The organism is Pseudomonas sp. DF11 (genome assembly GCF_058148565.1).
The window spans coordinates 21,984-35,307 of sequence record NZ_JBYVYN010000006.1; the positions used below are offsets into that span (position 1 = coordinate 21,984).

At 63.1% G+C, this 13,324-nt stretch carries 11 protein-coding genes and 1 pseudogene; 7 read left to right on the forward strand and 5 right to left on the reverse strand.

All coding sequences use genetic code 11. The annotated features are described in order from the left end of the window. Positions 1-103: 103 nt before the first annotated feature. From rarD to AC30D9_RS18320, 3 genes are all read right to left on the reverse strand, one after another. The gene (gene rarD / locus AC30D9_RS18310) at positions 104-988 is read right to left on the reverse strand and encodes an EamA family transporter RarD (RefSeq protein ID WP_490144529.1); all 885 of its coding nucleotides are present in this window, start codon (positions 986-988) and stop codon (positions 104-106) included. A gap of 155 nt (positions 989-1,143) precedes the next feature. Continuing rightward, positions 1,144-2,178: an aldo/keto reductase gene (locus AC30D9_RS18315; RefSeq protein ID WP_490144530.1), complete on the reverse strand. Its 1,035-nt coding sequence runs from the start codon at positions 2,176-2,178 to the stop codon at positions 1,144-1,146. A 197-nt stretch (positions 2,179-2,375) separates the two neighbouring features. Next, positions 2,376-3,686, reverse strand: coding sequence for an MFS transporter (locus tag AC30D9_RS18320; RefSeq protein ID WP_307571079.1), 1,311 nt, complete (start codon positions 3,684-3,686; stop codon positions 2,376-2,378). A gap of 185 nt (positions 3,687-3,871) precedes the next feature. Here AC30D9_RS18320 and AC30D9_RS18325 point away from each other — a divergent pair, with 185 nt between their 5' ends. The 7 genes and pseudogenes from AC30D9_RS18325 to AC30D9_RS18355 all read left to right on the forward strand — a co-directional run bounded on the left by AC30D9_RS18325 (position 3,872) and on the right by AC30D9_RS18355 (position 11,658). Continuing rightward, positions 3,872-4,996, forward strand: coding sequence for a sugar diacid recognition domain-containing protein (locus AC30D9_RS18325; protein WP_490144531.1), 1,125 nt, complete (start codon positions 3,872-3,874; stop codon positions 4,994-4,996). 305 nt (positions 4,997-5,301) lie between these two features. Beyond that, positions 5,302-6,438 (forward strand): glycerate kinase, encoded by a 1,137-nt coding sequence (locus AC30D9_RS18330; protein WP_307571078.1) that lies wholly within the window; start codon positions 5,302-5,304, stop codon positions 6,436-6,438. Between the two features lie 177 nt (positions 6,439-6,615). Beyond that, positions 6,616-7,386, forward strand: a pseudogene (locus AC30D9_RS18335) (MCP four helix bundle domain-containing protein); the annotation flags it as partial. Continuing rightward, positions 7,378-8,241 (forward strand): methyl-accepting chemotaxis protein, encoded by an 864-nt coding sequence (locus AC30D9_RS18340; protein WP_373459150.1) that lies wholly within the window; start codon positions 7,378-7,380, stop codon positions 8,239-8,241. The pseudogene AC30D9_RS18335 and the gene AC30D9_RS18340, both read left to right, overlap by 9 nt. 41 nt (positions 8,242-8,282) lie before the next feature. Further along, positions 8,283-9,467: a pyridoxal phosphate-dependent aminotransferase gene (locus AC30D9_RS18345; protein WP_490144532.1), complete on the forward strand. Its 1,185-nt coding sequence runs from the start codon at positions 8,283-8,285 to the stop codon at positions 9,465-9,467. 184 nt (positions 9,468-9,651) lie between these two features. Next, entirely contained in the window at positions 9,652-10,353 is a 702-nt protein-coding gene (locus AC30D9_RS18350; RefSeq protein WP_134923879.1) for a response regulator, read from the forward strand. Positions 10,354-10,356: 3 nt separating this feature from the next. After that, positions 10,357-11,658, forward strand: a complete 1,302-nt coding sequence (locus tag AC30D9_RS18355; RefSeq protein WP_490144533.1) for an ATP-binding protein — start codon at positions 10,357-10,359, stop codon at positions 11,656-11,658. Between the two features lie 68 nt (positions 11,659-11,726). Here the strand turns inward: AC30D9_RS18355 and AC30D9_RS18360 are convergent, their stop codons facing one another. Both AC30D9_RS18360 and pncA read right to left on the reverse strand, forming a co-directional pair. Continuing rightward, on the reverse strand, positions 11,727-12,368 hold the full coding sequence (locus AC30D9_RS18360; protein ID WP_307571073.1) for a DUF1345 domain-containing protein: 642 nt from the start codon (positions 12,366-12,368) through the stop codon (positions 11,727-11,729). 41 nt (positions 12,369-12,409) lie between these two features. Then, positions 12,410-13,063 (reverse strand): bifunctional nicotinamidase/pyrazinamidase, encoded by a 654-nt coding sequence (gene pncA, locus AC30D9_RS18365; RefSeq protein WP_134923881.1) that lies wholly within the window; start codon positions 13,061-13,063, stop codon positions 12,410-12,412. Positions 13,064-13,324: the final 261 nt, after the last annotated feature.

Genomic DNA, 13,324 nt, shown 5'->3' on the forward strand with positions numbered 1-13,324 from the left:
TGGGAGCGAGCCTGCTCGCGATTGCGATCTGGCTGGTACATCAATGGGGCATGTGCCACCGCCATCGCGAGCAGGCTCGCTCCCACAGGGTTAAGTGGTGACCTTAATTCCGGCGCTGCTGCCGCACCAGGTGCTTGAACCCTTCGAACACCAGCACCGCCACGGCCATCCAGATGGGGATGTAGGTCAGCCATTCACCGGCCTTGATGCTTTCGCCCAATAGCAGCGCAACGCCCAGCAGCAACACCGGCTCGACATAACTCAACAATCCGAACAGGCTGAACGGCAGTAGCCGGCTGGCGACGATGTAGGACACCAGCGCGCTGGCGCTGATCACCCCGAGCAGCGGGATCAGCAGTGACAGCCACGGGTACTGATCGAAAACGTCGAGGCCCTGTTCGCCGCTTTGCACGAACCATAGCGCCACGGGCAGCATCAGCGTCATGTCCAGCCAGAGCCCGCCCAGGTTGTCGGTCTTGATGCGTTTGCGCAGGATGAAATAGATCGGGTAGCCGATCACCACCAGCAAGGTCGCCCAGGAAAAACCACCCACCTGGTACAACTCGTTGAACACGCCAAGGGTGGCGAAGAACACGGCGACTTTCTGCAAGTAGGACAGGCGTTCGCCATAGACGATGCGGCCGGTCAGAACCATCGACAGCGGCAACAGGAAATACCCCAGCGACACGTCCAGGCTGTAGCCATTGAGCGGCGCCCACATGAACAGCCACAGTTGCGCGCCCATCAGTGCCGAAGAGGCTATCGCCGCGATCAGTAGTCGGGGCGTGGCGATCAGGCGTTGGATAAGCGCCGTGACCAGGTTCCACTCCCGTGCCACCAGCATGAACACAGTCATGCACGGCATCGTCAGCAGCATGCGCCAGCCGAAGATTTCCACGCCGGTAAGGGGGGAGAGCAGCGAGGTGTAGTAGTACATGACGGCGAACAGCGCAGAGGCCGAGACCGATAGAGCGATGCCTTTGGACACAGTGATTCTCTTGGGGGCGATCAACCAACACCCTACCTGTGGCAGGGTGTTGGTTGTGGGAGCGAGTCATGTGGGAGCCAGGCCTGCGGTAGCAAAACCTGTGGGAGCAAGGCTTGCCCGCGATAGCCACGCCGCGATTCAACAGGTGAACCGCGTTATCGTTCATCGCGGGCAAGCCTTGCTCCTACAGGCACTCGCCCCGGCACGAAATGGCTCACATCATTGAACCCCGGCGTCGAAGCATGCCCCGGCGTCACCAGCGAATCGATGAAGGCTTCGTCTTCCGCGCTGATCTTCACTGCCTGTGCCTTGGTGTACGAATCCCACTGCTCCTCAGTACGCGGCCCGACGATGGCCGAGGTCACGGCGCTGTTGTTCAGCACCCAGGCGATGGCGAACTCGACGATGCCCACACCCCGGCCCTGGGTGTATTGCAGGATCTGCTGGGCAATGCGCAGGGATTCGACCCGCCACTCGGTTTCCAGGATGCGTTTGTCCTGGCGTCCGGCGCGGCTGTTGGCGTCCGGTGGCACATCCGGGGCGTACTTGCCGCTGAGCACGCCGCGGGCGAGGGGGCTGAACGGCACCACGCCGAGGCCGTAGTTCTGCGCGGCGGTGATCTGCTCGGTTTCCGCCTGGCGGTTGACGATGTTGTACAGCGGTTGGCTGATCACCGGTCGGTCGATGCCCAGGCTGTCCGCGATCCGGATCACCTCGGCGATGCGCCAGCCACGGTAGTTCGACAGGCCCCAGTAGCGGATCTTGCCCTGGCGAATCAAGTCGCCAATGGCCGACACCGTGACATGCAGCGGCGTGTTGTGGTCTTCGCGGTGCAGGTAATAGATGTCCAGGTAATCGGTGCCCAGGCGCGTCAGGCTGGCTTCGATGCCATTGAAAATGTGCTTGCGGCTCAGGCCGCTGCGGTTGGGCACGCCGTCCGCCGGGCCGAAGCCGACCTTGGTGGCCAGCACCCATTCCTGGCGGCGACTGGCGATCGCTTCGCCGACGATCTCTTCGGAGCGGCCGTTGGTGTAGACGTCCGCGGTGTCGATGAAATTGATGCCCTGGTCCCAGGCCTTGTCGATGATCCGCAGCGAATCCTCGGTGCTGGTCTGTTCGCCGAACATCATGGTGCCCAGGGTCAACGTCGAGACTTGCAACCCGGAATGGCCTAGCGTGCGGTAGCTCATGACAAGATCCTTTTATCCATGGGGAAAGGCTCAATCAAATACCAGAACCGTCGCGTGGATCCAACCGTTTTCTCAACCCCACCAAAATCCACTGTGGGAGCGAGCCTGCTCGCGATAGCGTCAGGTCAGCCAACATTTATATCGACTGATACACCGCCATCGCGAGCAGGCTCGCTCCCACAGGGGGCACAGGGGTGTCAGGCCCGCAGGGTACGGGTCATGCGCAACGCCAACAGGCTACCGCAGACAATCACCCCGGCCAGCAGGTACAACGCCGCGTCGGTCGAGCCGGTGGCGTCCTTGACCCAGCCCACCAGGTACGGGCTCAGGAACCCGGCCATCTGGCCCATGGAGTTGATCAAGGCCAGCCCACCGGCGGCGGCACCGGCGCTGAGCAGGGCGGTGGGCACCGGCCAGAACATCGGCAGGCCGGTGAGGGCACCCATGGTGGCGATGGATAGGCCAATGATGGCGATCGCCGGGGTGGTGGCGAAGTTGACGGCGATCAGCAGCCCCGCCGCGCCCATCAGCATTGGCACCACCAGGTGCCAGCGGCGTTCCTTGTGCAAGTCCGCTGAGCGGCCCACCAGCAACATGAACACCGCCGCCAGCAGATAAGGGATCGCACTCAGCCAGCCGATCACCAGGTTATCGCTGAAGCCCAGGTTCTTGATGATCGACGGCAGCCAGAAGTTGATCGCGTACACGCCACTCTGGATGCAGAAGTACACCAGGCCAAAGGCCCAGATCGCCGGGTTCTTGAACACCGCCAGCAGCGAGTCGGTGGCGGTCTTTGGCTTGTTGGCCAGGTCTTCGGCGTGGTCGGCGGTGAGCACGGCGCGTTCCTGGTCGGTCAGCCATTTGGCGTTGGCGAAGGTGTCGCTGAGCAGGAAGAACGCCAGCGCGCCGAGGATCACCGTCGGAATGCCTTGCAGCAGGAACATCCACTGCCAACCCGCCAGGCCGCCCTGGCCCGCCGCGAAGTGGTTGAGGATCCACCCGGAAAACGGGCTGCCCAGCAGGCCCGACACTGGAATGGCCGACATGAACAACGCCATGATCCGGCCACGTCGGAACGTCGGGAACCATTGCGAGAGGTACAGCACCACGCCGGGAAAGAACCCGGCTTCAGCGGCACCGGTAAACAACCGCAAGGTATAGAACTCGGTTGGCGTGGTGACGAACAGCAGGCAAGTCGACAGGCTGCCCCAGGTGATCATCATCAGCGCGATCCAGCGCCGTGGGCCGAATCGGGTCAGGGCCAGGTTGCTCGGCACGCCGCACAGTACGTAGCCGATGAAAAAAATCCCGGCACCGAGGCCGTACACCGTTTCGCTGAATTTCAGGGCATCGAGCATCTGCAACTTGGCGAAGCCAACGTTGACCCGGTCGAGGTAGTTGAACAGGTAGCAGATGAAGATGAAGGGGATCAAGCGCAGGGTGATGCGCTTGTAGACGGTATTTTTTTCGTCGGGGGTAGCCAGGAGGGCTATTGCGCTCTGGGACATGGCGGGTCTCTCTTTATTATGATTTTCGCGAGCCAAGGGGGTAACGTTGACCGCCCCTTGAGTCTCGGCCAGCCCAAGGCCCCGTGTCTTTGTGCCAGAGCACAGGGTCTGCATTCAAACCCTGTGCGCCTGACCAAACCCACGCCTAAAACAACAATCCACGCCGCTTGCAAGGAACACCGCCCATGTTCGAACTCGATCACGACCTGGCGCAGGACATCGTCGACCGGGCGATGGCGATCCTACCGTATAACGTCAATGTCATGGACAACCAGGGCCTGATCCTCGGCAGCGGTGAGCGCGAGCGGATCAATACCCGGCACGAGGGCGCGCAACTGGTCCTGGCCAACGGTCGGGTGGTGGAAATCGACGAGCACACCGCGATGCACCTCAAGGGCGTGCAGCCGGGAATCAACCTGCCGCTGATGCTTGATCAACGCCTGATCGGCGTCCTCGGCATCACCGGCGAGCCAGCGCAACTGCGCACCTACGCCGAGCTGGTGCGCATGACCGCCGAAATGCTGGTGGGCCAGCGCAACCAACAGGCCGAGCAGCAATGGCGCCGCCAGCGCTGCGATGACTTGCTGGCGTTGCTGCTGGGGGATGCCGGGGATTCGCCGCGCTTGTTGGACGAAGCCCGGCAAATGGGCCTCAAGCCACAATTGTCGCGGGTGCCGTATCTGTTCGAACTGGGCCTGGAACATGGGCCTGGCCAGACCGTCGAGACGTTGAGTGCCTGGCTGATGTCGCGCTACCCGGACAGTTGGTGCCTGACCTCGTCCAAATCTTCCTTGCTCTGGTGCCGGCCGGTCACCGCCTCGGTGGAGAACGAGCGGCTACTGGGCAAGCTCGATGGGCTGGGCTGGAACATCCTGCGGATCGCAGTGGGCGGCCAGGCCGAGGGCTTGGCGGGCCTGCGGCGTTGCTATCGACGGGTGGCGGACTTGCTGGCCTACGGACGCGATGTGCTGCCGCAATCGCGCTTGCTGAGCCTCAGCCGTTACCGCCTGCCGGTGCTGCTCTGGCGCCATCGCAGCGACGATGCCCTCGACGAATTGCTGACCCCGTTGCGCAAGGTCATCGCCAAGGACAGCAACGGCCAGTTGCTCGCCACCCTGCGCAGTTGGTGCGAACACTACGGCCAGAGCCAGGCCTGTGCCGAAGCCCTGGGCATCCACCGCAACAGCCTGCGCTACCGCATGGAGCGCATCGCTGAACTGAGCGGTGTGGATCCGTTGCGGCTGGATGGGATGCTGGCGTTGTACCTGGGGGTGCAGTTGTTGCCGCAGACCGAGAGCACACCGATATAAAACTGTGGGAGCGGGCTTGCTCGCGAAAGCGGTGTGTCAGCCAACTCATCATCGACTGACCTGACGCCTTCGCGAGCAAGCCCGCTCCCACAGTTGGTCTCTGTTGTATGCAGATACTGAGTTCATGACAGGCGCATGTGGGAGCGAGCTTGCTCGCGATGAGGCCAACCGCCTCAACCTGAATCTCCCGGCCAAACCAATGTTTGTGAAATTGAACAATAATGCCCGGTGTCTTTTGTGCGGCGGACCGGCGTCATGGTTGCGGTCAACTGGCAGCATGCTGTGCATCGGAACCGGAGAATAATATGAAAATAATCATCGCCCCCGACTCGTTCAAGGACAGTCTCAGCGCCCAAGGTGTCGCCGATGCCATCGCCCGGGGGCTGGCCGAGGTCTGGCCGGATGCGCAGTTGATCAAGTGCCCGATGGCCGACGGCGGCGAGGGGACGGTGGAGTCGGTGCTGGCCGCCTGCAACGGTGAGTGGCGCCGCACCCGAGTCCACGGCCCCCTGGGCGCTCCTGTCGAAGCGCGTTGGGGCTGGTTGGCCGACAGCCGCACCGCGATCATCGAGATGGCCGAGGCCAGTGGCCTGCAACTCGTGCCGCCGGAGCAGCGCGATGCCTGTTCCAGCAGCACCTGCGGCACCGGCGAGCTGATCCGTGCCGCACTGGACGAAGGGGCCGGGCGGGTGATCCTGGCAATCGGCGGCAGTGCCACCAACGATGGCGGTGCTGGAGCGATGCAGGCCTTGGGCGTGGCGTTGCTCGATGAGCATGGCCAACCCCTGGGACCCGGTGGCTTGGCCCTGGCGAACCTGTCGCGCATCGACCTGGGCAATCTCGATCCGCGCCTGGCCCAGGTCAGTTTCGAGATCGCCGCCGACGTCGATAACCCACTGTGCGGGCCCCACGGCGCTTCCGCGATCTTCGGGCCGCAGAAGGGCGCCCGCGCCGAGCAGGTGCAGGAGCTGGATCGGGCCCTGGGACATTTCGCCGACCATTGCGCCCAGGTGTTGGGGCGGGATGTACGCGACGAACCGGGCAGCGGCGCCGCCGGTGGCCTGGGGTTCGCGGCCAAGGCGTTCCTGGGGGCGCAGTTTCGTACCGGCGTGGAAGTCGTCGCCCAACTGACCGGGCTGGCCGATGCGATCAGTGGCGCCGACCTGGTGATCACTGGCGAAGGCCGCTTCGACGCCCAGACCCTGCGCGGCAAGACCCCCTTTGGCGTGGCCCGCATCGCCCGCCAGCAGGGCGTACCGGTGCTGGTCATCGCCGGCACACTGGGGGAGGGCTACCAGGCACTGTACGACCATGGCATCGACGCCGCCTTTGCCCTGGCCAACGGGCCGATGACCTTGCAGCAAGCCTGTATCGACGCCCCGCGCTTGCTGAGCGAGCGCGCCCGGGACATCGCCCGGCTGTGGCGGGTGGCCGCCCGGTAACACGATCCCGTGGCGAGGAGCAGGCGCCCTCGCCACAAAAGTCTCGCGAAATATTTTTGCAGTCCCCCCTGTTAAAAGCCTAAAGCCCGGCCGATAACGAGTCAGGCGCATCCATAATTATTTCAACCGGTGCGCTGATGGCATGGATGCTCGACTCCAACGTCGCGAGGTCTCCCCATGTCTCTACGCAGTCTGAATATCGCCCCCCGAGCCTTTTTAGGCTTCGCCTTCATAGCTTTGCTGGTGATCGCCCTCGGCGTGTTCGCCGCCAATCGCATGTCAATCATCCGCCAGGCTTCGTTGAACATGGAGCAGAACCAAGTGCCCAGTGTCGGGTACCTGGGCAACGTCATGGAAAGCGTTCTGCGTATGCGAATTCTCTCGTTTCGGATTTTGGTCAACCGGGATCCGGCCAGCCTGAAAGAGGCCGAGACCCGCATCAATGTGCTGGTGGAGAAACTGCACAAGGCCAATAACAGTTACGCCGCCCTGCCAGCCACTCCGGAAGAGACCGAGCTGTACAAGGCCTTTTCGGCCACCCTGGAAAAATACCTGCAAGCCCAGCAGGAAATGCTGGAGCTGTCGCGCCAGGACAAGGTCGACCAGTTGCGCACCCACATCAATACGCGCATCAAGGAAGGCACCGACCTGATGGGTGAGCAGCTCAACAAGCTCATCGCGATAAACGTGGCAGGCGCTGGCGAAGCATCGGCCGAGGCGGGTGAGAACTACAAGAGCGCCATCACCGGTATCATCATCGTCTCGATCATCGCTGCGTTGGCCACTATCGTGCTGGCATTGTTGTTGACTCGCAGCATCGTAACCCCGCTCAATCGTGCACTGGAGGCGGCCCGGACCATCGCCGGCGGCAACCTGGTACAGGTCATCGTCGACGATGGCAAGGATGAGCCCGCCCGCTTGCTCCAGGCCCTGGCCGCCATGCAAGGCAGCCTGCGCCAGACCATCGAGCAGATTGCCGGCTCCGCCAGCCAACTGGGGGCCGCGGCCGAAGAGTTGAGCGCGGTCACCCAGGAATCCTCCCGTGGCCTGCAACAGCAGCACAACGAAATCGAACAGGCCGCTACCGCCGTCAACGAAATGACCGCCGCTGTCGAGGAGGTTGCCCGTAACGCGGTGTCCACCTCCGAGGCCTCGAACCAATCGACCCAAGCCGCCCAGGAAGGCCGTTCACGGGTAGTGGAAACCGTCGACGCGATCCAGACCATGACCCACGACGTGCAGGCCACCGCCTCGATGATCGAAGGCCTGGCGGTCCAGGGCCGCGACATCGGCAAGGTGCTGGACGTGATCCGCGCTATCGCCGAACAGACCAACCTGCTGGCCCTCAACGCCGCCATCGAAGCGGCCCGTGCCGGGGAAGCCGGGCGCGGTTTCGCGGTGGTGGCCGACGAAGTGCGGGCCCTGGCCCATCGCACCGCGCAATCGACCCAGGAAATCGAAAAAATGGTCGCCGGCATCCAGAACGGCACCGGCCAAGCCGTGCAGTCGATGCAGCAAAGCAACCAGCGCACCCAAAGCACCCTGGAAATGGCCCGGGCCGCCGGCGTGGCGCTGGAGCAGATCACTCAATCGATCAACCAGATCAACGAACGCAACCTGGTCATCGCCAGCGCCTCGGAAGAACAGGCCCAGGTTTCCCGTGAAGTGGACCGCAACCTGATCAACATCCGCGACCTGGCCACCCAGTCGGCCAGCGGCGCGAAACAGACCAGCGACGCGACCCACGAACTGTCGCGCCTGGCGGTGGGGTTGAATGCGATGGTGGCGCGGTTTGTGATTTGAGATAGGGTTGAGGCTGGACATCGCGCAATCAGGAGACGTACATGCGCTTTTCAGCCTTGACCCAACGCATCACCGGCGATGGTGCCGCCGCCTGGCAGATTCACGACCGGGCGCTGGCCATGCGCGAGCGGGGCATGGATGTGTTGTTGCTGTCAGTGGGCGACCCGGACTTTGACACGCCGCGTGCCATTGTCGACGCCGCCGTGGCCAGCCTGCGGGCCGGGGACACCCATTACTCGGACATCCGTGGCCTGCACACCTTGCGGGCCAGCATCGCCCGGCGTCATCGCCTGCGCTGTGGCCAGCCGGTGGGAGCCGAACAGGTCATTGTGCTGCCAGGGGCTCAGTGCGGGGCGTATGCGGTCGCGCAATGCCTGCTCGATCCCGGTGATGAAGTGATTGTCGCCGAACCGATGTATGTCACCTACGAAGCGGTATTCGGCGCCTGCGGGGCGAAAGTGGTGCCGGTGGCGGTACGCCCGGAGAACGGTTTCCGGGTCGAGCCGGCTGATGTCGCTCGCCTGATTACCCCGCGTACCCGGGCCATGTTGCTCAACAGCCCCAACAATCCTTCCGGCGCCAGCCTGTCGTTGCCCACCTGGCGAGCACTGGCACAGTTGTGCATCGAACGTGACCTGTGGCTGATCAGTGACGAGGTCTACAGCGACCTGGTCTATGAAGGCGAACACATCAGCCCGGCCAGCCTGCCGGGCATGGCCGAGCGCACCGCGACGATCAACAGCCTGTCCAAGTCCCATGCCATGACGGGTTGGCGCATCGGGTGGGTCATTGGTCCTGAGTCCCTTGCCGACCATCTGGCAAACCTGTCCTTGTGCATGCTGTTCGGTTTGCCGGACTTCGTGCAGCGGGCCGCCCAGGTGGCGCTGGAGCGAGACTTGCCTGAAGTGGCGCAGATGCATGAGGAATATCGCCAGCGTCGGGATCTGGTGTGCGCCATGCTCGATGACTGCCCGGGTCTCAAGCCCGTGCGGCCCGATGGTGGCATGTTCGTGATGGTCGACGTGCGCCAGACCGGTCTCGATGCCCAGGCTTTTGCCGAGCGGCTGCTGGACGGGTATGGCGTGTCGGTACTGGCCGGCGAGGCGTTCGGGCCCAGTGCGGCGGGGCATATTCGGATCGGGTTGGTGGTCGATCAGGTGAAGCTGGCGGATGCGTGCCAGCGGATCGCCTCGTGTGCGGAGGATTTGCTGCGGGCCCAGCGGTAAAGTTTTGTAGAGGCTGTGTGAAATTGTGTAAGGGTTTTGCTCGTGGATGGGCGAGGGCGTATATCCTTGGCAGCTTGAGATTTTCTGCGCCTGGCAGGGCCTCATCGCGAGCAGGCTCGCTCCCACGGGGGCCTGCTCGCGATAGCGATTTATCCGGCGCCACAGCACTTTTCTGGAAACACCCATGCCCAACATCCTCCTGGTCGAAGACGACACCGCACTCTCCGAACTGATCGCCAGTTACCTGGAACGCAACGGCTATCAGGTCAGCGTGCTCAGCCGTGGCGACCATGTGCGCGAGCGGGCCCGGGTCGATCCGCCGGACCTGGTGATCCTCGACCTGATGCTGCCGGGGTTGGACGGCTTGCAGGTCTGCCGCTTGCTGCGGGCCGACTCGGCGACCTTGCCGATCCTGATGCTCACCGCCCGGGACGACAGCCACGACCAGGTCCTGGGCCTGGAAATGGGCGCCGACGACTACGTCACCAAGCCTTGCGAGCCGCGGGTGCTGCTGGCGCGGGTGCGAACTTTATTGCGTCGCAGCAGCCTCAGCGAACCGCAGACGGCCAACGACCGCATCCTCATGGGTAACCTGTGCATCGACTTGTCCGAGCGCACCGTGACCTGGCGCGGACAACCGGTGGAGTTGTCCAGTGGCGAATACAACCTGCTGGTGGTGCTGGCCCGGCATTCCGGCGAAGTGCTGAGCCGCGACCAGATCCTGCAACGCCTGCGGGGCATCGAATTCAACGGCACCGACCGCTCGGTGGACGTGGCGATTTCCAAGCTGCGGCGCAAGTTCGACGATAACGCCGGTGAAGCGCGCAAGATCAAGACGGTATGGGGCAAGGGCTATCTGTTCAGTCGTTCCGAGTGGGAATACTGAGCAATGTGGAAACTGCTGATTCGCCTGTACCTGGTCACCATCGTGTCCTACAGCGCGGCGATCTACTTGATGCCGGAGTTGGTGATTCGCCTGTTCCATGAGCGCTTTTTGACTTACAACCTCGATCATTCCCGTGGCTTGCAAACCTTGATGGTCAAGCAATTCCGCGCCGTGCCCAGCGAACAGTGGCCGGCGCTGGCGGCGCAGATGGACAAGGAGTTCGAGCCGTTGCGCATCGAGCTGACGGCTGTCGAGGATAAGGATTTCAGCCCCGACGAACAGGCCCGTCTCAAACGCGGTGAAAACGTGGTGCGCCTGGGTGAATGGGCCTGGCGCACCCTGACGGCCGCGCCGTTGGACGAGCACACGGCGGTCAAGATGATCGTGCCTCCGGACCCGGCAGACGTCAGTTGGCTGTACTGGAGCATCAACGTTCTGATCGGCGCGACGATGCTCGCCTGCCTGTTGCTTTGGCTACGACCGCACTGGCGCGATCTGGAGCGCCTCAGAAGTACCGCGGAGCGCTTTGGCAAGGGGCATCTGGGCGAACGCACGCACATCGCCTCCAGCTCGAACATCGGCAGCCTGGCCCATGTGTTCGATACGATGGCCGGCGACATCGAGAACCTGCTCAACCAGCAGCGCGATCTGCTCAATGCGGTGTCCCACGAACTGCGCACGCCCCTGACGCGGCTCGACTTCGGCCTGGCCCTGGCCCTGTCCGATGACCTGCCACCGGCCAGTCGTGAACGCCTGCAAGGGTTGGTGGCACACATCCGTGAGTTGGATGAGTTGGTGCTGGAGTTGCTGTCCTACAGCCGTTTGCAGAACCCCGAGCGTTTGCCCGAGCGGGTCGAAGTGCCGTTGGACGAATTCATCGACAGCATCCTGGGCAGTGTCGACGAGGACCTGGTGGCACCGGACGTGGTGATCGATGTGCAGTTGCACGGCACGCTGGAGCGTTTCGTGCTGGACCCGCGCCTGACTGCACGGGCGCTACAGAACCTGTTGCGCAATGCCATGCGTTATTGCGAAAAGCGGATCCAGGTCGGCGTGCTGGTCAGTGATCGCGGGTGTGAGATCTGGGTGGACGACGATGGCATCGGAATTCCGGACAGCGAACGCGAGCGCGTATTCGAGCCGTTCTACCGCCTGGACCGCAGCCGCGACCGCGCCACGGGCGGTTTTGGCCTGGGCCTGGCCATCAGCCGCCGCGCCCTGGAAGCCCAGGGCGGCACCCTGACGGTCGAAGCCTCGCCGCTGGCCGGGGCACGCTTCAGGCTGTGGCTGCCCACGCTGTCTTGAGCCCCGACACGATCCCCTGTGGCGAGGGCGCTTGCTCCCGCTGGGGCGCGAAGCGACCCCAATGACTATCAGCCAAACAACCCCGCCGCAATATTGATCGAAAACCCCAGGATCGCCGTATTGAACACAAACCCGATCAACGATTGCGCCAGCACGATCTTGCGCAACTGCCGCGTGGCAACCCCCACGTCGGACGTCTGCACCGCGACCCCGATGGTGAACGAGAAGTACAGGAAATCCCAATAGTTGGGCGTGGTCAGCCCCTCGGCGAATCGCAGGGCCGGCTCCTTGCCCTCCCAGGTGTAATACAACCGCGCATAGTGCACGCTGAAGATCACCCCGATCAGCAACCAGGAACCGATCACGGTCATTGCCGTGAAGCCGTAGTGCAGCAGCTTGCCGCCGGTTTGCAGGTCGCGGCTGCCCGCCAGTTCCAAGGTGATGGTCGCCAGGCTGGCCAACGCCGCAATGCAGACCACCAGCAGGACCAGCCCGGCGTTTTCGTCTTCGATCTCGGCGATGCGCTTGACGTCCGGAGCCTTGGCCCGCACGGTCAGCCAAGACATCAGCACCAGGTAGGTCCAGACCCCGGCGTTCCAACCGATCAGGATTTTGCTGATGATCGAATCCACGGGAACCAGCAGGCCCACCGCCAGGCCAAGGACCGTGGCGCTGGAAAGACGTGGGTGGGTGCGGGCGAGGAAGGGCATGGAGACTCACTGTCCGGAAAAAAGGCCTCTAGTATGAGCCATCAGGCGAAGGCACGATGGTCTATCGCGCTGGACTCGATCAATTGCACGCCCGCTTCCTGCATCCGCCGGATCGCCGCCGCCATCGAGCCATCCATATCAATGCCCCGGCAGGCGTCCAGCACCACGAACGCGTTGAACCCGGCCAGCCGGGCATCGAGCGCCGAGAACATAACGCAAAAATCCAGGGCCAGCCCCACCAGGTACACGGTGTCGATACCGCGTTCCTTGAGGTAGCCCGTCAAACCGGTGGGGGTCAGGTGGTCCGCTTCCATGAAGGCTGAATAGCTGTCGATGTCCGGGTTGCAACCCTTGCGAATGATCAGCTTGGCATGGTCAAGCCTGAGTGCCGGGTGCAGCGCGGCGCCATGGCTGCCCTGTATGCAGTGGTCGGGCCAGAGTTTCTGCTCGCCATAGGGCAGTTGGATGATGTCGAAAGGTTGCTTGCCCGGATGGCTGGAGGCAAATGAGGCGTGCCCGGCCGGATGCCAGTCCTGTGCAAGGACGACGTGCCTGAATGAATGGCCGAGCTCGTTGATCAACGGCACGATCTCATCGCCTCCCGGCACAGCCAGTTGGCCGCCAGGAATGAAATCGTTCTGTACATCGATCACTACCAACGCAGTGGTCAACGCCCGGGTGGTTGGAACGCCCATGAATGAATCCTCCTTGAAGTGGTTCTTCGATAGTAGCTGAACGACCTTGGCCAGGTGTGCAGACTGACCCGCCGCCATCGGGAGAAAGCTCCCACAGGGGGATTTGGGCCGGGCACAGGATTTGTGTTCACTGAAGATCCATTGTGGGAGCGAGCCTGCTCGCGATGGCGGCGACACATTCAACACTGATGCAAGCTGACCCACCACTATCGCGAGCAGGCTCGCTCCCACAGGGATATCTGGGCGGGCACAGGATTTGCG

What these genes read in the sequence shown, in the direction of transcription:
- pncA (WP_134923881.1), bottom strand. Translation starts at nt 13,063, where the DNA reads ATGGGCGTTCCAACCACCCGGGCGTTGACCACTGCGTTGGTAGTGATC.
- AC30D9_RS18345 (WP_490144532.1), top strand. Translation starts at nt 8,283, where the DNA reads ATGCGCTTTTCAGCCTTGACCCAACGCATCACCGGCGATGGTGCCGCC.
- AC30D9_RS18330 (WP_307571078.1), top strand. Translation starts at nt 5,302, where the DNA reads ATGAAAATAATCATCGCCCCCGACTCGTTCAAGGACAGTCTCAGCGCC.
- AC30D9_RS18360 (WP_307571073.1), bottom strand. Translation starts at nt 12,368, where the DNA reads ATGCCCTTCCTCGCCCGCACCCACCCACGTCTTTCCAGCGCCACGGTC.
- AC30D9_RS18325 (WP_490144531.1), top strand. Translation starts at nt 3,872, where the DNA reads ATGTTCGAACTCGATCACGACCTGGCGCAGGACATCGTCGACCGGGCG.
- AC30D9_RS18355 (WP_490144533.1), top strand. Translation starts at nt 10,357, where the DNA reads ATGTGGAAACTGCTGATTCGCCTGTACCTGGTCACCATCGTGTCCTAC.
- AC30D9_RS18350 (WP_134923879.1), top strand. Translation starts at nt 9,652, where the DNA reads ATGCCCAACATCCTCCTGGTCGAAGACGACACCGCACTCTCCGAACTG.
- AC30D9_RS18320 (WP_307571079.1), bottom strand. Translation starts at nt 3,686, where the DNA reads ATGTCCCAGAGCGCAATAGCCCTCCTGGCTACCCCCGACGAAAAAAAT.
- AC30D9_RS18315 (WP_490144530.1), bottom strand. Translation starts at nt 2,178, where the DNA reads ATGAGCTACCGCACGCTAGGCCATTCCGGGTTGCAAGTCTCGACGTTG.
- AC30D9_RS18340 (WP_373459150.1), top strand. Translation starts at nt 7,378, where the DNA reads ATGCAAGGCAGCCTGCGCCAGACCATCGAGCAGATTGCCGGCTCCGCC.